Annotated in this window: 21 protein-coding genes; 5 read left to right on the forward strand and 16 right to left on the reverse strand. The window is 38.7% G+C overall.

The window, feature by feature from the left end; all coding sequences use genetic code 11:
• Positions 1 to 34 precede the first annotated feature (34 nt).
• From V7077_RS19855 to V7077_RS19900, 10 genes are all read right to left on the reverse strand, one after another.
• Positions 35 to 1,030: a phosphotriesterase family protein gene (locus V7077_RS19855; protein ID WP_335505104.1), complete on the reverse strand. Its 996-nt coding sequence runs from the start codon at positions 1,028 to 1,030 to the stop codon at positions 35 to 37.
• Between the two features lie 65 nt (positions 1,031 to 1,095).
• Positions 1,096 to 2,070: a quinone oxidoreductase family protein gene (locus V7077_RS19860; protein WP_335505105.1), complete on the reverse strand. Its 975-nt coding sequence runs from the start codon at positions 2,068 to 2,070 to the stop codon at positions 1,096 to 1,098.
• Positions 2,071 to 2,078: 8 nt separating this feature from the next.
• Positions 2,079 to 2,858: an enoyl-CoA hydratase/isomerase family protein gene (locus tag V7077_RS19865; RefSeq protein ID WP_335505107.1), complete on the reverse strand. Its 780-nt coding sequence runs from the start codon at positions 2,856 to 2,858 to the stop codon at positions 2,079 to 2,081.
• Positions 2,859 to 2,935: 77 nt separating this feature from the next.
• On the reverse strand, positions 2,936 to 3,682 hold the full coding sequence (locus V7077_RS19870; protein WP_335505109.1) for a 2-phosphosulfolactate phosphatase: 747 nt from the start codon (positions 3,680 to 3,682) through the stop codon (positions 2,936 to 2,938).
• A gap of 18 nt (positions 3,683 to 3,700) precedes the next feature.
• A complete protein-coding gene (locus tag V7077_RS19875) occupies positions 3,701 to 4,777 on the reverse strand; it encodes a phosphotransferase family protein (RefSeq protein WP_335505111.1) in 1,077 nt (358 codons plus the stop codon).
• Between the two features lie 176 nt (positions 4,778 to 4,953).
• Positions 4,954 to 5,523: a TetR/AcrR family transcriptional regulator gene (locus V7077_RS19880; protein WP_335505113.1), complete on the reverse strand. Its 570-nt coding sequence runs from the start codon at positions 5,521 to 5,523 to the stop codon at positions 4,954 to 4,956.
• Between the two features lie 94 nt (positions 5,524 to 5,617).
• On the reverse strand, positions 5,618 to 7,231 hold the full coding sequence (locus tag V7077_RS19885) for a long-chain-fatty-acid--CoA ligase (protein WP_335505115.1): 1,614 nt from the start codon (positions 7,229 to 7,231) through the stop codon (positions 5,618 to 5,620).
• Positions 7,232 to 7,265: 34 nt separating this feature from the next.
• Positions 7,266 to 8,018 carry an SDR family NAD(P)-dependent oxidoreductase gene (locus V7077_RS19890; protein WP_335505117.1) on the reverse strand — a complete coding sequence of 251 codons (753 nt, stop codon included), beginning with the start codon at positions 8,016 to 8,018 and terminating at the stop codon, positions 7,266 to 7,268.
• Between the two features lie 191 nt (positions 8,019 to 8,209).
• Positions 8,210 to 8,404, reverse strand: coding sequence for a hypothetical protein (locus V7077_RS19895; RefSeq protein WP_335505119.1), 195 nt, complete (start codon positions 8,402 to 8,404; stop codon positions 8,210 to 8,212).
• A gap of 236 nt (positions 8,405 to 8,640) precedes the next feature.
• Positions 8,641 to 9,189: a helix-turn-helix domain-containing protein gene (locus V7077_RS19900; protein WP_335505121.1), complete on the reverse strand. Its 549-nt coding sequence runs from the start codon at positions 9,187 to 9,189 to the stop codon at positions 8,641 to 8,643.
• A gap of 175 nt (positions 9,190 to 9,364) precedes the next feature.
• Between V7077_RS19900 and V7077_RS19905 the strand changes: the two genes are divergently transcribed.
• The gene (locus tag V7077_RS19905) at positions 9,365 to 10,246 is read left to right on the forward strand and encodes a VanW family protein (protein ID WP_335505123.1); all 882 of its coding nucleotides are present in this window, start codon (positions 9,365 to 9,367) and stop codon (positions 10,244 to 10,246) included.
• Between the two features lie 38 nt (positions 10,247 to 10,284).
• Here the strand turns inward: V7077_RS19905 and V7077_RS19910 are convergent, their stop codons facing one another.
• Entirely contained in the window at positions 10,285 to 10,560 is a 276-nt protein-coding gene (locus V7077_RS19910; RefSeq protein WP_335505124.1) for a hypothetical protein, read from the reverse strand.
• Between the two features lie 210 nt (positions 10,561 to 10,770).
• Between V7077_RS19910 and V7077_RS19915 the strand changes: the two genes are divergently transcribed.
• Positions 10,771 to 11,481, forward strand: a complete 711-nt coding sequence (locus V7077_RS19915; RefSeq protein WP_335505126.1) for a class I SAM-dependent methyltransferase — start codon at positions 10,771 to 10,773, stop codon at positions 11,479 to 11,481.
• Between the two features lie 122 nt (positions 11,482 to 11,603).
• A complete protein-coding gene (locus V7077_RS19920) occupies positions 11,604 to 11,852 on the forward strand; it encodes a sigma-G-dependent sporulation-specific acid-soluble spore protein CsgA (protein ID WP_335505211.1) in 249 nt (82 codons plus the stop codon).
• Positions 11,853 to 12,045: 193 nt separating this feature from the next.
• Here the strand turns inward: V7077_RS19920 and V7077_RS19925 are convergent, their stop codons facing one another.
• On the reverse strand, positions 12,046 to 12,963 hold the full coding sequence (locus V7077_RS19925; RefSeq protein ID WP_335505130.1) for a YitT family protein: 918 nt from the start codon (positions 12,961 to 12,963) through the stop codon (positions 12,046 to 12,048).
• Between the two features lie 217 nt (positions 12,964 to 13,180).
• Complete coding sequence (locus V7077_RS19930) at positions 13,181 to 13,324, reverse strand: hypothetical protein (protein WP_335505132.1); 144 nt, start codon at positions 13,322 to 13,324, stop codon at positions 13,181 to 13,183.
• Positions 13,325 to 14,116: 792 nt separating this feature from the next.
• On the opposite strand from V7077_RS19930, the gene V7077_RS19935 reads away from it, so the two are divergent.
• Positions 14,117 to 15,370: an erythromycin esterase family protein gene (locus V7077_RS19935; protein WP_335505134.1), complete on the forward strand. Its 1,254-nt coding sequence runs from the start codon at positions 14,117 to 14,119 to the stop codon at positions 15,368 to 15,370.
• A gap of 79 nt (positions 15,371 to 15,449) precedes the next feature.
• Here the strand turns inward: V7077_RS19935 and V7077_RS19940 are convergent, their stop codons facing one another.
• Positions 15,450 to 15,788, reverse strand: coding sequence for a YmaF family protein (locus tag V7077_RS19940; protein ID WP_335505213.1), 339 nt, complete (start codon positions 15,786 to 15,788; stop codon positions 15,450 to 15,452).
• Positions 15,789 to 15,953: 165 nt separating this feature from the next.
• A complete protein-coding gene (locus tag V7077_RS19945; RefSeq protein ID WP_335505135.1) occupies positions 15,954 to 16,922 on the reverse strand; it encodes a DMT family transporter in 969 nt (322 codons plus the stop codon).
• 238 nt (positions 16,923 to 17,160) lie between these two features.
• Between V7077_RS19945 and V7077_RS19950 the strand changes: the two genes are divergently transcribed.
• The gene (locus tag V7077_RS19950) at positions 17,161 to 17,775 is read left to right on the forward strand and encodes a PH domain-containing protein (protein WP_335505137.1); all 615 of its coding nucleotides are present in this window, start codon (positions 17,161 to 17,163) and stop codon (positions 17,773 to 17,775) included.
• Positions 17,776 to 17,887: 112 nt separating this feature from the next.
• On the opposite strand, the gene V7077_RS19955 is transcribed toward V7077_RS19950, so the two are convergent.
• A partial coding sequence (locus V7077_RS19955; protein ID WP_335505139.1) for a hypothetical protein occupies positions 17,888 to 18,105 on the reverse strand: 218 nt, incomplete at its 5' end.

An 18,105-nucleotide genomic window follows, 5' to 3' on the forward strand; every position in this document is an offset into this window, starting at 1 on the left:
AAGAGACTTGAAATGTTCAAGCCTCCTTTACTGCTTATCTTACATTTACTGCAGCACCGGCAAATAGCGATTCCGCATTTTCTCTGAGCATTTTGTTAAATTGTTTTTCGGTTATGCCTTTCTCTCGTAAGTCTGGCAAGATATTGTCAAAAATATGACCAGGATGCCAATTCTCCATAATTTGCATTACTTGCTCATTCATCACTGGCGGGCGGCCCAGCCAAATATTTACACTGTCATGGGCTAATAAAATTTGGTCCTCGTACCCCTCCTCCAAAAGGGAAATTAACGTGGCGACCCGTTCTTGATCAAGCGGTGCTCCTACTAAGACTTGGATTCCAAAACGGTCGAAACCGATTCTTACCCCTTGGTCGAGAACTTCCTTATGATAGGCTGGGTTTGTGTTTCCGCACATATGTCCAATGATGATTTTGTTCGGATCTGCTCCAAGGTCAATCAGCATTCTTGCCTGTTCCGGTCCCATCGTGCCTTCTTGGGTATGCGTTAATATGACTATTCCGGTTTCCTGTTGAACCCGTGCCGCAGCCCGGAAGAACATTTTTTCATATTCGGTGATTTCATCTTTACTCGAGGCTAATTTAATTATCCCCGGCTTGATTCCCGTCCCGGCGATGCCTTCTGTAATTTCAGTTTTAAACATTTGATAGATATCCTCTTCTGCTGTTCCTAATCCCTGTCTAAATTTGAAGTATGGAGTTGCCCCCTCGCCTTCATAATAGTAACCAGTCGCACAGATAATTTGCAGGCCTGTCGCTTCCGCAATTTTTCGTAAAAACAGAGGATTTCGACCGCACTCATTTGGGGTAGGATCGACAACGGTTTGGACACCATAGCTTTGCATTTGTCTCGCAATACCAATGGCAGCTTCTAAGGCCTCCTCTTCATTAAATGCACCAAGTGTAACGTCTCCTTGAAATCCCGGGTAGCCAAAAATAAAATGTTCGTGAATAAGCGTTTTTCCTAGTTTTTCAACTGGGATTGGTCCTGTAACGGTTTCAACTGTTTTCATTGATTGGATCTCCCTTTCAGTTTCAATTAAAATAGTGGATCAACAAGTTACACTAGTTGCAGTCATTATGGTTCTAAAATCAATTTGCCTTGTGTCTTTCGTGATTGTAATAAGGTATGAACCTTAGCCGCCTCAACCAACGGAAACACACCGCCAATGGTCAGTTTTAATTTCCCTTGGCCAAGATAAGAGAATAATTCTACTAAACTCGGCTGAAGCAGTTCTGGTTTTCTCATAATTTGCGGCAGGAAAAATCCAATCACAGATTGATTCCTCGCCATGAGTGATGATGGATAGAACCGGCTTTGTTCTCCGCTTGCTGCACCAAAAATAACAAGGCGGCCAAAAGTGGCTAGACATTTAACGGTTTTATTAAAGACCTCTCCTCCCACCATTTCGAGTGCAACATTTACTCCCTTGCCGCCTGTTGCTTCAAGTACCTGCTTTTCCCAATCTGGCTCGGTATAGTTTATTAGAACATCCGCTCCCATTTCACGAGCTAACGCTAACTTTTCTTCTGAACTTGCGGTGGCTATGACTTTTCCCGCCCCAAACAATTTGGCAAGCTGCACGGCGATTGTTCCGACACCACCTGCAGCGGCATGCACGAGGACACTTTCCCCTTTTTCCAAACGCCCCATTGTTTTTAAAATATGATAGGCGCTAAGACCTTGAAGAGGCAGTGCTGCAGCAGTTTGGAAATCTAATTGTTCTGGAATAGGAATGACCGACCGTTCGTCCGCAATGGCAAAATCAGCGTAACCTCCTGATTCAATTAATGTCACAATTCTTGTACCAGGCTTTATTTTTGTCACTTGTTCGCCAACTGCTGCAACGACTCCGGCAATTTCTGCCCCAGGAATAAATGGAAGTGGTGTTTTCACTACATACTGTCCTTCTCGTCTTGCCGTATCTGCATAGTTGACACCGATTGCTTTAATTTCAATTAAGACTTCATGTCCTTGAGGAATCGGTTTTTCTATATCGATGAGGTTTAAAACCTCTGGACCACCATATTCCCTTAATTGTATTGCTCTCATATACATTCCTACTTTCCTTTAAAGGCTGGTTTTCTTTTTTCTTTAAATGCGGCTATACCTTCTTGGTGGTCTTCCGTTTCCACCATAAGTGTTTGAATTAAACGCTCCTGTTCGAGGATCTCTTCAAGAGTGGAGGTAAACGCCTGATCAATTAATTTTTTCTGCTTTCCATAAGCTTTACCAGGACCATGTGCCAATTTTAAAGCAAACTTGGTTGTTTCTTCTTGGAGTTTTTCGAGTGGGACTAGATAGTTAATCGCCCCTAATTGGTAAAGGCGCTCGGCCGGGATTGGCTCGGCAGTAAAAAAGAATTGTTTGGCTAAGTGGGGGCCGATCAGTCTTGGAAGTAAATAAGACCCGCCGCCATCGGAAATGAGACCCACTTGAGAAAAACTTAGAGCAAACTTACTTCCTTCTGCTGCCAAAATAAGATCGCACGCCAATGCTAAATTAACACCTGCTCCAGCTGCAAAGCCATGAACGGCTGCAATTATGGGCTTTTCGGTTTCTTTCATTAATAAAATCAACTCATTTAGCCTTCCAATATGTTCGTATACTTGAGCTCCTTTTGCCATCCCCATGGTTTTGACGTCACCGCCGGCGCTAAAAGCACGCCCCGCTCCCGACAAGACAACCACCTGGATATCCTCGTCATTTTGTGCTTGAATGAGGGCTTCCTTAATTCCCAAGATCATCTCCGGGCTAAAAGCATTTAGGCTTTCTGGACGATTTAAGGTTAATGATAAGACAGGACCAAGTTTTTCAACTACTAAATGTTCTTGCGTCATTTTTTCATCTTCCTCTCCATTATATTGACTACAGGTGACAAACCTTCCTTACTAACTGGAAACCAGAATACCTAGCGTTAATCGATTTTGCGAGACAAAGTTGGTTCAACCGCCACCTTTCCCTCTGTTAAAATTGGTACAATCGAGGTAATTCCTATCGATGCAGCGACCTTTAAGTCAGGATGCAGGTTATGTTTTTCTAGCAGCCTGCCAACATAGGAATCTAGCAATACTTCGTAGGAATCATCTTGACCGCGGTAAAAATATAGTGCTGTTTTAGCCGCATCTGTTAGTTCAAATTCCCCCTGGTTTTGCAGACAATCGATCAAATGCCCTGCGCCATAAAAATCCTCTAAACTGGTTTCACCTGAATTACCGGAACAAATAATTAGGATGGTGTGATCATCCATATAGTGCAGCAGTGAATTGGCAACTGCAGGATTGTTGAGCAGCGAACCAATATAGACTCTTTCTGCCTGAGCTGATTTCCTCAATGCGACGGTTCCATTAGTAGTAGACAATATTAATGTCTTCCCATTAATTTTTTCACCAATTACGGTCGGGCTTGGATAAACAAAACCATCTATTGGTCTTGCCTCAAGCTCTCCGGCCAAAACATATTCCCCCTGGGAGAACTCTTTTGCAACTCCTAATGCTTCACTGCTATGCAAAACAGGAATGACTTCCTTTGCGCCATCCTTTAATGCAGATACAATGGTTGTGGTCGCCAGAAGAACATCTAAAACGACAGCTATTTTATTGCCAACTGCCATTTTTTCTTCTTTAATGTCTTCTTTTTTCATCAGAAGATGAATCTTTGTCATTCCTATTCCGCTCCCTCATTAAAGCTTTTCTTCCGACACAAGTGCGGCATGCAAAATTAAGTTCTTTACAAAGTGGTTAAAGTTTGCAAAACGAGTGTCTCTGGTTTGCCCCTTTTTGTAACGATAATAAATTTGCTGCCCAATTACGGCGAGTTTGAAGTAGGCAAAGGTTAAATAAAAATTGAAATTAGTAATATCCCTGCCGCTTTTTTGGGCGTATTGTTCAATAAATTCCTTTCTTGTAAAAAAACCATCGTGGACAGCGGTAACAGGAGCTTTCCCTAACCCATTAATCAATAATTCCGAGTCGTTTCCCTGATTCCAATAACTCATTGCCACACCAAGGTCTGCCAATGGGTCGCCAACAGTGGTCATTTCCCAATCAAACAGTCCGACCATTTCAGTTAGTTCCTCGTTAAACATGGCATTATTAAATTTATAGTCATAATGGATAACCGCAGCATCTGACTGTTTAGGAATATGATTTATTAGCCATGCTTTTAATGCCTCAACCACAGGAATCTCATCCGTTTTCGCACGCTCATACCTTCCAATCCAGCCATGGACTTGCCTTTCCATAAAGCCCTTCGGTTTACTTATCTCGGCAAGACCTGTCTGTTTGTAGTCTATTTCATGTAATTCTACTAATTTTTCGACCATAACCTGTGAAAGACGGCGGCAGAGCTCTCTCGTCACTTGAACCCCTTCAGGAAAAGAAGTATCTATAACCATGCCATTTTTTCTTTCCATGATAAAAAATGGACCCCCAACGATTGTTGGGTCCTCTGAATAAAGAAGCGGACATGGGGCAACGTGAAAAATCGGATTCAGTGAAGAGAGAATTTTGTATTCTCTCCCCATATCATGGGCTTTTGGGGCCACAGGTCCGAGCGGAGGGCGTCTTAAAACGGCTTCCCAATTTCCAATTTTAATCTGATAGGTCAAATTGGAATGCCCAGCCGAGAACTGTAAAATATCCAGCTTTCCGCCCGGTAATATATCAATATTTTCTCGCAAAAACTTCTCCAAAACAGTCAATTCCAATTCTTCGCCTTGTCGAACTGGAATCGTGTCTTTATTCATTTGACTTGGCATGAAATTCCTCCTATCCTATTTGAAGATTCTGACTCCTGCGGACAAAAATTTATGATGGGCTTGTTATCCAACTGGATTAAATCATGACTCTTACTGCTTGCTCTTTCATACTAACCGGTTAGTATATCATTTTCAAAAAAAGAGAGAATTGTAAAAAGTACCCTCTCCTTTTTGTTTTATCCATTCACTTGAATACCCTTTAAAATCATATCTACAAAAATTTCGGCAACCTCACGATCTGAGCAGCTTCCATTTGGGTTAAACCACTGATAACTCCAATTTGTAATCCCTAGGATTCCAAATGTAATAATGGAAGCATTGATTTCCGGACGAAATTCCCCGTTTTCGATACCTGCTTTTATTAACGCCTCAATATTTAAGCGGAACTGATCACGCTTTGAAATAATGACTCTGGAATGCTCATCATTCAAATTGGTTAACTCCCGATAAAAGACTTTTGCAGCTGAACCCCGGGATTTAATATCCGAAAGGAGCATATACACTACTTCAAAAATTTTTTCTTTATAGTGCAAGGATGGATCGTTAAAAATCTGCTCTAATTTGACCAGTAATTCATCAATATAGCCGCGATGTATATCCATTAATAATTCTTCTTTACTTGAAAAGTAATAATAAAATGTCCCCTTCGTTACCCCAAGAGAATCAACAATATCTTGAATGGATGTTTCACTGAATCCTTTCTTTTCAAATAAGCGGATGCTTTGTTCCGTTATTTTTCCCTTCACCGTTATGTCCTCACATTCTGTTAGATGTTACTCAAATTATACCATAAGATTGTTCTCTCCTTTACGACAATATGTGTTCTTAAAGGATTATCAGTTAGTTCTTCATGGCTTCTTCCCTTAAAGCGCGTCGAAGAATTTTCCCTACACCTGTTTTTGGTAACTGATCCCGAAATTCAATGATTCGGGGTACCTTATAGGCAGCCATGTTTTGTTTGCAATATTGAATTATTTCAATCTCTGTCGCTCTCTTTCCTGCTTTCAGGACTACTACTGCCTTTACATCTTCGCCTCTGTATGGATCTGGGACTCCAATACAAACCGCTTCCTGTACTGCTGGATGTTCATATAATACTTCTTCTATGTCACGTGGATAGATATTATAGCCACTGGCGATAATTAAATCTTTCTTTCTATCAATAATGTATAAATAGCCGTCTTCATCCACTCTGGCAATATCACCGGTATAAAGCCAGCCATCACGGAGTGTATGAGCCGTTTCTTCTGGCAAGTTCCAATACCCTTTCATTATTTGCGGACCTTTAATAATAACTTCGCCTAATTCACCGGTCTGAACCTCATCCCTCCCTGTAGCTAAATCGACAATCTTATATTCTGTTGAAGGCATACCAATCCCAACACTTCCAGGTTTTCGTTCCGCAAATGGCGGGTTACAATGCGTAGTGGGTGATGCCTCAGAAAGACCATAACCCTCAAGGATTTTAGAGCCAGTCTTCCTTTCAAAATTGCGCAGCAATTCAACAGGCATTGGTGCACTGCCGCTGTTACAGGTTCTAATGCTTTGGATGTTATACTCCTCTGCCCTAGGATGATTTGTAATCGCCACATACATCGTAGGAACCCCGGGGAACATTGTCGGTTGTTCATTTTTAATCGTATTTAGAACCTCTTCTAAATCAAAACGTGGCAGCATGATCGATTCAGCAGCGGTATAGATGGAGAGATTCATACATGAACTCATCCCAAATACATGAAAGAGTGGAATGACAGTTAAACACTTTTCCTTTCCAATTTCTAATTCGTGTTTAAAAAACTCATAGCATTGGAGAATATTGGCCAAAACGTTGCGATGAGTCAGCATCGCGCCTTTTGACCGGCCGGTTGTTCCACCAGTATACTGGAGTACTGCCACATCATGTTCAGGTTCAAATGTAATGGGAGTAACAATTCCATTACCCTCACCTAGAAAGCTTTCAAAACTTCGATCTGGAGAAAAAACTTGGTCAGACGGCTGTAAACTTACCACAATGATATTTTTCAAGCTTGTTTCCAGCTGAACACTTTTAACTCTCGGGTATAAGGAATCGAGGACGATGATGGTCTCAGCGCCGGAATCTTTTAAAATGTATGCCAATTCCCTTTCAACAGACATTGGATTTACTTGCGTAACAATCGCTCCAGCGTTCAAGATTCCATAATAGGAAATGACATATTGCGGGCAATTAGGAAGCATAATTGCCACCCTATCCCCTTTTTTCACTTGATTTTTTTGTAGGGAAGACGTGAAACTCTTTGCCATTTGGTTTAGCTGCTCGTAGGTGATTTTTCTTCCATAAAAAGAAAGGGCGTAATTAGAAGGAAATTTTGCGGATGTCTCTTGAAGAATCTGACCCATCGCCATATCAGGCAGTGTAATCGTTTTTTCTATGCTCTCAGGATAGTGCGCCAACCAAGCTTTGTTTTGACTCATATGTCCCCTCCATACTCTTTTTTTCTTCCCCAACTTAAAACGTCAGTCCTCCTCCATCAACTGATAGCGTTGTTCCAGTAATGAAGGATGCTTCATCGGATGCCAAGAATAACACCGCATTGGCGACTTCCTCTGGTGTACCAATTCTCCCAAGGGCATTGGCTCGTGAAATAATCGGCCATTTCCGTTCGTTCTGTTTCCAATTATCAATAATTTTAGTATCAATTACTCCAGGTGCAATTGCATTAACACGGATATTATATTTTCCATATTCAAGTGCAGCATTTTGTGTCAAGACCACTACACCAGCCTTCGAGGCATTGTAAGCGGAAACAAATTTCTGACCTTTTAAGCCCAATAGACTTGAGGTGTTAATAATGGAACCTCCACCTGACTTGATTAAAGCAGGTACTGCATATTTAATGCCAAGGAAAACACCTTTTAAGTTAATATCAACGACTCGATCCCATTCCTCCACCGACAGATCCACACTTCTAACTTCGGAATTTCCGACCCCTGCATTATTGAACATGATGTGTAAATCACCATACGTACTAGTGGCAGCATCAACCAATTGTTTAATTTGCACGGGGTCAGCTACGTCAGTTTTTACAAAAATGGAAGACCCTTCTTGCTCAAGTATGTAGTTAACAGTTTCTTCCCCGTTTGCAGAATCGATATCTGCTACAATGACTTTTGCACCTTCCTTTGCAAATCGAAGTGCTGCTGCCCGGCCGATCCCACTGCCACCTCCGGTTACAATAGCTGTTTTTCCGTTTAATTTCATCTAAACCAGCCCTCTCACCAATTGATCATTCATCCTCCGAACAATACTAACCAGTTAGTATGTTATATGTACCATTATACCTTCAAAACTTAATTATTCAATTTCTTTTCTAAATATTCTAATAAATTCGCAGAGATTTGTTGTCAAATAGGAAGGATTAAAAAAATCCTGTTTCAGGATCTCCTTTTCTCTCAATACCGTTTGAAAGACCTTTTCTGTTTATTCATGACCTCATACGATTTTTCAATGATATCTGTTAAAACGTCACCTTTGTAAATCCGGCCTAACTTTAGTCCCTGTTGATAATATTCAACAATTTCATCCAGCTTCGCAGAAGTTTCCTTTGTAATTCTTACATTTAATTGAATTCTTTCGCTTTCATTCATGTCTAAACTCTCCTGTTTCAAAAGCTAGCCTTATGCTAGCATTTTTCTATTCGTTTGGTATCATCTGCTACTATACTATAAATTTCAACTTTTTTCATTAAAAAAATCGGACCACCATGGTGACGGTCCGATTTAATGTTTAAGCAAAGATGGTTTTTGGGATTGACAAAGTGAGCCTGCAGCTCAACAGTCTCGTGATGAAGAGACAATTTACCCTATGTGACATTGGCTTCTCCCTATTGTTCTTCATGTTTCCGATCAGGAATTATAATGGTCGCTACAGTTCTCCTCCTTCTACCCTTTTCCGGCTTATTCTGTGTCACCCTTGTATAAATCTCTGAAAGTTCCTTAATAAATTGAGCAAACTCCGTGTCATCCAAAAACAGAGAAGTCTGCCTAAATGATACCCCATCACGGACTAAATCAATATTATCCTCGTTTAAATATCGCTCATATTCCCCCATGATGTTAGCCATGAACCTAAAAAATAAATTCATATGCTCATCTTTCGTAAAACTGCTTAATTTTTCTACCGATATGGTGGCGTTAGCAGGGTCTTGAAGAGAATATACCTTTTCAATTGTCCCTCGATTTGGTATCTCTTCAATTATATGAATAACCCCAGCCTCAACTAATTTTTTCAAATGGCGATACATAGAGGCTTGTGGAATATCAGGAAGCAATTCTTTCAATTGTTGGGCGGTCATTTGTTGGTTTATTAAGGACTGTATGATTCTCATTCGAACTGGATGCAAAATTACATCAACGGTTGATTCTTTTACCATGATAATGGTTCCTTTCTTTTATTATCATTATTAATAATGATAATAGATTACTTTCTAATATTTGTAAAGTAGGAAATTGGAAATAAAGATAAATATTTCATGTTCAACTTCTCTTCACCTTTCTACATGAAAAGGGAAATTTCTACTTATATTATAATGAGGAGGCGTGCAATTAATGATATTATCATGTATTTTAGGCATTATTTTAACATCACAACCCATAACCTCTCCCGATCATTTAGTGATAACCAAAAACGGGATCCATGTGACAACCATTAAACAGGAGGATTTCTCCTATCCCTATACAGATCTGCCGATCATTGATGGTAAGAAGTATAGCCAATTCCTAGATAACTTGGACAAGCATTTCTCGATAAAGCCTGAAAATGCATCTATTGATTTAAATGGTGAGATTGTCGCAGAAAAGATGGGTTCGCAAATCCACCGTCAAGCGTTTACGGAGCAACTGTATGCTTATTTTTTTTCCCGCCGCTCAGGAAAGTTAGAAATTCCTATGTTAGCTGTTTACCCGAAAGTAGACAGTGAATTACTCGCTGATATACGTAGTATGCGAATTGGCCGATATGTAACGTCCTTTAATCCAGGAAACAAAACTAGGACCAATAATATCGATTTAGCAACAAAGGCGATCAATAATTATGTCATTTTTCCGGGGGAAACCTTTTCTTTTAACAAAGTGGTAGGAAAAAGAACAGCTTCAAAAGGTTATTTAAAGGCCCCAGTGATTGTGAGAGGAGAATTTTCAGAAGATATTGGCGGAGGTATTTGTCAGGTTTCATCCACTCTATTTAACGCCGTAGATAGTGCAGGACTTAAAATTGTCCAAAGGTTTTCTCATACGAGAAAGGTTCCGTACATTCCACCTGGACGCGATGCAACGGTTAGTTGGTATGGCCCTGATTTTGTTTTTAAAAATACGTACAAAGAGCCCATCCTGATTAGAGCTAAAACACTAGGGCATTTATTAATAATTAATCTCTACTCTTCAGATTTGATTGAATACCAGCCAAAGAAGGTTCCTAATACTCCATATTAAAAAAAGTCCGCTGAATCAAGAGCGGACTTTTTTAATATTTAACGTTTATTTGTTAATGCACTTTCCATTAGCTCATCAGAAAACTCTGAAAGAGCTGCATTGTCCATTACATTTAAGCTAGGCAAGTTCGCTCTTTCTGAAAAGTTTTGCATTACATTTTGAAAAGGAAGTGCAAAATTTCGACGCTTCCCTTTTGTTATCCTAAACACTGCAGCACTTAATCCTAGTCCGACAAGTGATGCCCATAATGGCATTTTGCTTTTTGGTTTAGGAGTAAACAATTTGAAAAGTGGTTGTCTTGTTATTTTTTTCATATTAAGCACCCCTTTGCATGGTATAGAAGTTAAAAATTCTCCCCTCTATTTGCTTAATTTGTACGATACGATAAAAATTATGTGAAGCAAAACATGCGTGTGTTGCTGGTATTTAACAATTGAGAACTGTAATTATATTTAGAATGGATTAAAATGAACCACCTACCCATTTTTTACATACAATGGCTAAAAAGATAATGGGTGGTATCTATGGGAAGTTTAACTTATTTTGATTTCTTAGCAAAATTCGGTGTTGGGGGTGCACATCCAGGCGGAATCCTTCTTACACAAGACATTCTTTCAAAGGAAAAGATAAATGATCAATCCGTTATATTAGATGCTGGCTGTGGAACTGGCCAAACAGCTGCTTACATGTATCAGCAGTACAAAGCAAATGTGGTTGGTTTGGAAATAAATCCAATCATGGTAGAAAAAGCAAAAAACCGCTTTGACAAGCTGAAGTTTCCCATTTCTTTGATACAGGGCTCTATTGAGGAAATTCCGTTTGAAGATCATACCTTCGACTTTATTTTATCAGAGTCAGTTTTAGCTTTTGTGAATAAACCAAAAGCTCTTAATGAATTTTATCGAGTATTAAAAAAAGGCGGACGTTTAATTGCCAACGAAATGACCATTAACCGCCCCCTGAATAAGCAGGAAGCAGCCGAGATTATGAACTTCTACGCGGTAGATACCTTATTGCTTGAAGAGGACTGGGTACGCCTCTTGCAAGCTGCAGGTTTCCGTCAAATTGAAATTCAAGCCCAATCTCCACCCCTAAGTCATGGAAATCAAACACCTGAATTTAATTTCTCCAAGGACTTTGAACCTGAACTTTTTCACATTTTGAACGAACATGGGAATATTGTTATTAAATACCAAGATACTCTAAGCTATCGGGTTATAACTGTAACTAAATAAACTGACTGCCTACTTTTTAGTAAAAAGTAGGTCTTTTTTATTGAAACTAAACTTCCATGAGGAATATGAATATTATTGTCCTTTCAAAGAAAAATAATATAGTGAAAGGATGGGATGATTACATGGATAAAACTTTGGGATATTTAAAAGAGATATTATCCAATTACACGGACGATCATACTGAGGGGCGATTTATATATAAGAAACTTATTGAAGGCGCTTACAAATCTGAAGGTTCTTTTGTCAATGATTTAACCCAAAAAGAAATTCATTTTTTAAACCACATATTGCCTAACGAAATAAACCATGCAAAAGAGGTACAGGATGAGAAAAGAGCTTATCAGTTAAATGAGGTTTATGAGTTATTGTGATAAATTCAAAAAAAGATGGCAGACCAATCTGTCATCTTTTTCGGAAATATTTCATTTTTTGCTAAAACTATTTCCTAGGGAAGCGCATAGTACGACAAAACATTCTTAAAATCATCGTCTGTTCTCCCTATTTACGACAATAAAATCAGAAAAGCTACAAATATCTCCATGATCACTAATTTTAAAGTCTCTACTAATGGATATCTCTTTTCTTAAACCTGCCTCCCCGTACTTCTGCAATATCCGCCACAGCTAAAAAGGCACTGTTATCATTTTCAGTAACAATTTCTTTTAATTTTGCTTCTTCTAGTCGATTTATCACACAAAAAATCACTTTCTTGTGGTCACCAGAATAGGCTCCTTCCCCATTCAAGTAAGTAACACCACGGCCTAAACGGTTCATGATGGCATCTCCTATTTGACTGGCATTGTCACTTATAATCCAAACTGACTTTGATTCATCTAGTCCTGTAATGGTAATATCAATCGTTTTGTACGCAACGAAATAGGCAATTAACGAATACATAGCCCGATCCCACGAAAAAACAAATCCGGCGCTCCCTAAGATGAATAAATTAAAAAACATGATAATTTCCCCAACAGAAAACGGAAGTTTATTGTTGAAAAGAATGGCCAAAATTTCGGTTCCATCTAATGAACCTCCATAACGAATGACCAAACCTACGCCAGCACCGAGCAAGATGCCCCCAAAAACAGTCGCAAGCAGTATATCTTGTGTAAAAGCTGGAACTGGATGAAGTATGGTGGTTGTAATAGAAAGAATAACAATTCCATAAAGAGTGGATAAAGCGAAGGTCTTTCCAATTTGTTTATAGCCTAAAAAGATAAAGGGAATATTAAATAGAAAGAGGAAAATTCCTAGTTTCCAGCCTGTCATATAAGACAACATGATAGAAATTCCTGTAATCCCTCCATCAATTACCTTATTGGGGACAAGAAAAATTTCCAGTCCTACACCCATTAGAATTGCCCCAAGCGTGATTAATAGAATTCGTTGGAAGATTTTTTTCTTGGACAAACCTTTGTGTTCAATCTTAGCTAAAATCGCTTCTTGCTGGTCAATTAAACTAAGTTCTTGTGTACCTGACATTAACTTTCCCCTTTCAATACAGTCTCTTACCAATAGTATAATGAATTTTAACTGCTATTTATATTTAAATGCTTACTTTTCCTTTAGGCTGTATTAATTTTGAATGTTGATTTCCGCTCCAGGAGGCTTCACTCCAATCAACGTGCTAAAAATCAACTACATCCTTTAACACTGCTTAAACAAAAAGAAACTGCCTTCTATCAAGGCAGTAATCCATTCAACTTGGGTCAACTTCATCGTAGGAGAGGGTGGTCACACTCGTGTATTCCCCATCTGCTACTTCCTTATCAGTTGCACTTGCATCTAGTTCTTCTTGGTCATCCATCCCTGGGGCTATGTTTGGATCTTTTTTCTTATTCATACTATATCAACTCCCTTACAGGGATTATTTTCCCAGAATTTTTACCAATTATACTTAAAATCTTTTTGAACCTGTGTAACAAAAAAAAAGCTACCCCGTAAGGAAGTAACTCATTTTTATGATTAACAGCTTAGGAGACCCAACCATTACACCAGCCAATGATTTTTAAATACTTATTTCCATTTAGTTTTTTAAGCTAGAGGAAAATTTAAAAACTCAGCCGATGGGTGTTTGTTCCGTTGAAGGAATTAATTCACATGCGTTTAATGGAATTCAAATTCCTAAAAGAAACAAATCCATTTCGGTTTTGATAACTCTTTAGACTCTTTATTCCCCATTTGGATCGAGCTTGTTGGCAATACATCTTTTGGTTTGGTTTCAGTTATAAATACCTTGTTAAAAAATTTTTCTTAACGAAGTACTAACCTATAAATCCTTAACTTCTTCCTTTGATAGTGATCTTATTAAATCCTAAAAATCAACTATGAAAGGTGTTTATTTTGGATTTATGCCTCCCTTATACACCTTGTATCGCTCCACCCTACCAAATGATTTAATCGGGATAACCTTACTACTACTCGTTCACATAACGGAACGAACACGTATGGTTGAGTCTCCTAAGTTGTTAATTATCTTTTACACTTATAGTATACCATGCAATTAACGAAATAGATAGAAAACTTGTGACGTATATGTGAATTTTTGGTAATTTCACTCCGGATTAGCATCAAAGTAAGACGGGAACCTTATCTAAATAGAACAACCAGACTTAAAAAGGAAAGGAACGAACAAATGATAGAATCCCTAAAAAAATATGCAACGCCATTTCATACTATTGACGACCTAGATTCGTTAATTGAAGCGATTGGTGATTCTAAATTCGTCCTGCTTGGAGAATCATCACATGGTACTTCAGAGTTTTATACAATTCGTGCAGAAATAACTAAGCGATTAATCCAAGAGAAAGGTTTTTCCTTTATGGCAGTGGAAGGTGATTGGCCTGCCTGCCAATCCATTAATCGATATATTAAAGGCTTTTCCTCCTCTAAACAGGAGGCCCGCGAAGTACTAGAGGATTTTAATCGATGGCCCACATGGATGTGGGCCAATCAAGAAATAATGGAATTAATGGAGTGGTTAAAGCAGTTTAATTTAAGAACTAATCGAACAGAAAAAGTTGGTTTTTACGGACTGGATGTATACAGTCTATGGGAGAGCCTAGATGAGATTGTTGGTTATTTGGATAAAATTAATTCTCCTGAACTTGAGATAGCAAAAAAAGCATTTGCTTGTTTTGAGCCTCATAACCGAAATAACGAATCCTATGCAGTGTCTGCCGGATATTTATCAGAAGACTGTTTAAAAGAGGCCCTTGACCTCCTTTCTGCCATTCAAAGAAATAAGTGGAAATTTGATGATAACCAGGAAAACAGTCTCAATATGGAAGTAAATGCCCTTGTGACAGCGCATGCAGAAGAATACTACCGAACAATGGTGAAAAGTGATGATGAATCATGGAATATTCGTGATCGGCACATGGTAGATGCTTTAGAATCCATTGTTAAATTTTATGGCAACGATGCAAAGGTCATTATATGGGAACATAATACCCATGTTGGGGATGCACGAGCCACTGATATGAAGGATGAAGGAATGGTAAACGTCGGACAGCTTCTCCGCGAGCAATATGGAGAAGATGAGGTGTTTATCGTCGGATTCGGGACCTATACAGGCACTGTAATTGCTTCAACCGAATGGGGAGTTAATTTGGAAGTAATGAATGTTCCGCCTGCCCAGATCGGCAGCTGGGAATATGTCATGCATCAGTCTGGAGCGATGAATAAGTTTCTTATTTTTAACGAACAAAACCGCAAAGAATTTTCAGCAACTATTGGTCATAGAGCTATTGGTGTAGTGTATCATCCAGAATACGAACAATTTGGAAATTATGTACCTTCAAACATGGGCCAACGGTATGATGGATTTATTTTTGTGGATCGAACAAATGCTTTACATCCTCTAGTTTTAGAACGCGTTTTTATTTAGTTCAACTTGCAATTGCTGAAATTAAAAAGGAATACCGTAAAAAAAACCAATCTCTATAAGGATTGGTTTTTCTTACTGATTACTTAGATCCGGGTGCTGGTTGATCCACACCTTTTACATGATGACTATGGCCATTGTCTTCAGTTGTATGAAAATCATAATAATGTACATGCATTCCATTCCCTACAGGTATAGCAGGGCCGGAGTATGCACGATAGTGATGTGTGTGTCCATCCTCAAAGACAACATATCCTTCCGTATAGTGAATATGCCCTCCATCTTGAGTTGGAATTGCCGGTGATGTGACGTCCAAACATTGATGGACATGCCCTGAACTTACCCCTGTGTAGTCAACAGAACCATGATTATGATGTGGAACAAAACCTTGGACAAAATCATCCTTACCTATATTTCTAATCGTAATCACCCCATAAAGTAATGTTGATGTTACAACTATATGCAGCTAAGTAGGAAAAAAGTCAAAATGAGCAATCAAAATTTTCTGTACCAATTGTTATAAGCATTCTAAACGAAGAGTAGAATGGAAAAATCCTTATCAACCATGATTGATAAGGATTTCCCATTAAACACTGACATTATGAATTTTTTGTTTTACCATTTTATTTGCGAAATGGCTGTGAAGTACCATACCAATCATTACTAATGCCATACCGCCCCAAGATAAGGAAGAAGGTATCACCGAATTTAAGAGCAGCAATTCTCCCATTACTGCAAACAAAACTTCCATCGATTGGGTTGCCTCTACAGCGGCGAGCTTTTGCATGTCTCCTCTTACTAAATCAGTGGCCTGAAAGAAAAGGACCGTAGCAATAACTCCTGAGGAAATAGCAACAAGCCCAGATTGAGTAGTCTGCCCCAGACTCGGGGGGCCCTCATAGACGAATCCATAGATTGATAATACGATCCAAAAAGGCAGGCTTGCTAGTGTCATACCTAATACTCGTTGAAACACATCGAGGCGGCCTCCGCAAACCTCCATCATTTTACGGTTCCCTAATGGATAGGCAAAGGAGGCAACAATAACGGGTAAAACACCTAGAGATAACCCCATTATTGATAAGTGATTCGATTGTTCCAATTGCATAAGAATAATGCCTAGTAAAATAATCAGAGACATCCCTAAACCCTTAAAAGGAATTTTCCCTCTTAATTGTACCGGCCCATTCTCTGTGTTTACAGTTTCATAAAAAAGCGGGGCAAGCATGGAACCGGAAATAATGGTAATCTGCCAAGTTGCAGCAATTAACCATCCGGGCGCATAAGCCGCTGAAAAGCAAATTGGTGCATAGAAGAATCCAAAACCAACTGTACTCCATAATAACCAACGACCAGGCTGCTTTTTCATTTCAAGAAACAGCGGTTTAAAGTTCTTTCTCAAGATTACAATTAGAACTAGAAAAGGAACCATAAAGAAATACCTTAATGATGCACTCCAGATCCAACTTCCTCCGGCCAGATCCATCGATCTATTAAGGATAAAAGTAATTGCAAAAAAGAAAGCGGCAAATATTCCTAAGATAATGGGTCGCATTCTTCACTTTCCTTTCATTTTCAAGGGAAATCAACATAGATTTGCCCCAATATTTGATTTGTATCAGTATATCAGATTTCTGAATTTTATGTTAACATATCATATGAAATTACGTACATATGCTTCCCTGTCCGGTATATAATGTTCATCGTTTAAAAATAGAGCTGCGACATGAAACTTTCTTTACCCCTAGTTCGTACATAGTTTAGTTAAAAAATTATAAAGTGAGGTTGAAAAGATGTTTGGAAAAGTTGCTTCCGATATTTTAGGATTGAGCGATGTAGGCTCCGTTATTAAACCAGAGAATTATGATAAGGTGGATGCAGACGATTATGTCATGCATGAAGACAATGAGAAAATTTACTTTTTAATCAAATCTAAATCGGATGAATATTGTTTTACCAATAACGCGCTTATCCATCTTGATGGTACAAGCGCTATTAGTAAAAAACGGGTGCTTCATCGCTATAGCTATGTAACAAACCAAATTTCGGATGTAATGCTTGAAACAGCTGGTACTGTCGATCTTGATGTGGAAATTAAATTCAAAGTTGGTTCGGTTCCATTCTCGATTGATGTACACAAAAAACATATTGAGGAAATTAAAGACCTATACAAAACATTAATCAAAATTTCCGAGATTTCACATGAAAATGAAATCAGTCTACAGTTTGCGAAACAAAGCCTTGACGTTGCTTCCACAACACTAGGCCGCATCACAAGTCCAGACAGCAATTTGGTCGTACAGTTCAAGATGCTTAATCAAGCAGCTTTTCAATGGCTTGAGGACAGTAAAAAACAGTATTGCGTGAAGGATTTTGGATTCGTATTTGAACAATATATTAATAACTAAGAAGATCTCCCTTAAGAGTATCAGATTTTGAGCGCACCAAATTGTTAACACAAAACTAACAATTTTGGTGCAGTTTTTTTTATGGCTATATTTAAATTCGAGTAAAAGAATATCACTCTGGAATGATGTCATATAGGGATATTGCTAAAAGGCTAGTACTGTTCACAAAGAAAAACCATACCGCGGTTGGAAAACCATGTGATTCCAATTTTATAAAATTTTTGTTTTGATCGAAGATTGGTATTTGTTCGGACAAGGTCTCAATTATTGGGATTGCCCTTGTCCAAAGTTTACTCGTCTTTGGACACCATCTTGCTTTTTTAGCTTTCC

The organism is Neobacillus vireti (genome assembly GCF_036962465.1).
GTDB classification, from domain to species: domain Bacteria; phylum Bacillota; class Bacilli; order Bacillales; family Cytobacillaceae; genus Neobacillus; species Neobacillus vireti_B.

Bases quoted from the DNA above. Each gene is read 5' to 3' on its own strand.
- V7077_RS19855 (WP_335505104.1), bottom strand. From the start codon at position 1,030: ATGAAAACAGTTGAAACCGTTACAGGACCAATCCCAGTTGAAAAACTA.
- V7077_RS19860 (WP_335505105.1), bottom strand. From the start codon at position 2,070: ATGAGAGCAATACAATTAAGGGAATATGGTGGTCCAGAGGTTTTAAAC.
- V7077_RS19865 (WP_335505107.1), bottom strand. From the start codon at position 2,858: ATGACGCAAGAACATTTAGTAGTTGAAAAACTTGGTCCTGTCTTATCA.
- V7077_RS19870 (WP_335505109.1), bottom strand. From the start codon at position 3,682: ATGACAAAGATTCATCTTCTGATGAAAAAAGAAGACATTAAAGAAGAA.
- V7077_RS19875 (WP_335505111.1), bottom strand. From the start codon at position 4,777: ATGCCAAGTCAAATGAATAAAGACACGATTCCAGTTCGACAAGGCGAA.
- V7077_RS19885 (WP_335505115.1), bottom strand. From the start codon at position 7,231: ATGAGTCAAAACAAAGCTTGGTTGGCGCACTATCCTGAGAGCATAGAA.
- V7077_RS19890 (WP_335505117.1), bottom strand. From the start codon at position 8,018: ATGAAATTAAACGGAAAAACAGCTATTGTAACCGGAGGTGGCAGTGGG.
- V7077_RS19895 (WP_335505119.1), bottom strand. From the start codon at position 8,404: ATGAATGAAAGCGAAAGAATTCAATTAAATGTAAGAATTACAAAGGAA.
- V7077_RS19900 (WP_335505121.1), bottom strand. From the start codon at position 9,189: ATGGTAAAAGAATCAACCGTTGATGTAATTTTGCATCCAGTTCGAATG.
- V7077_RS19905 (WP_335505123.1), top strand. From the start codon at position 9,365: ATGATATTATCATGTATTTTAGGCATTATTTTAACATCACAACCCATA.
- V7077_RS19910 (WP_335505124.1), bottom strand. From the start codon at position 10,560: ATGAAAAAAATAACAAGACAACCACTTTTCAAATTGTTTACTCCTAAA.
- V7077_RS19915 (WP_335505126.1), top strand. From the start codon at position 10,771: ATGGGAAGTTTAACTTATTTTGATTTCTTAGCAAAATTCGGTGTTGGG.
- V7077_RS19920 (WP_335505211.1), top strand. From the start codon at position 11,604: ATGGATAAAACTTTGGGATATTTAAAAGAGATATTATCCAATTACACG.
- V7077_RS19925 (WP_335505130.1), bottom strand. From the start codon at position 12,963: ATGTCAGGTACACAAGAACTTAGTTTAATTGACCAGCAAGAAGCGATT.
- V7077_RS19930 (WP_335505132.1), bottom strand. From the start codon at position 13,324: ATGAATAAGAAAAAAGATCCAAACATAGCCCCAGGGATGGATGACCAA.
- V7077_RS19935 (WP_335505134.1), top strand. From the start codon at position 14,117: ATGATAGAATCCCTAAAAAAATATGCAACGCCATTTCATACTATTGAC.
- V7077_RS19945 (WP_335505135.1), bottom strand. From the start codon at position 16,922: ATGCGACCCATTATCTTAGGAATATTTGCCGCTTTCTTTTTTGCAATT.
- V7077_RS19950 (WP_335505137.1), top strand. From the start codon at position 17,161: ATGTTTGGAAAAGTTGCTTCCGATATTTTAGGATTGAGCGATGTAGGC.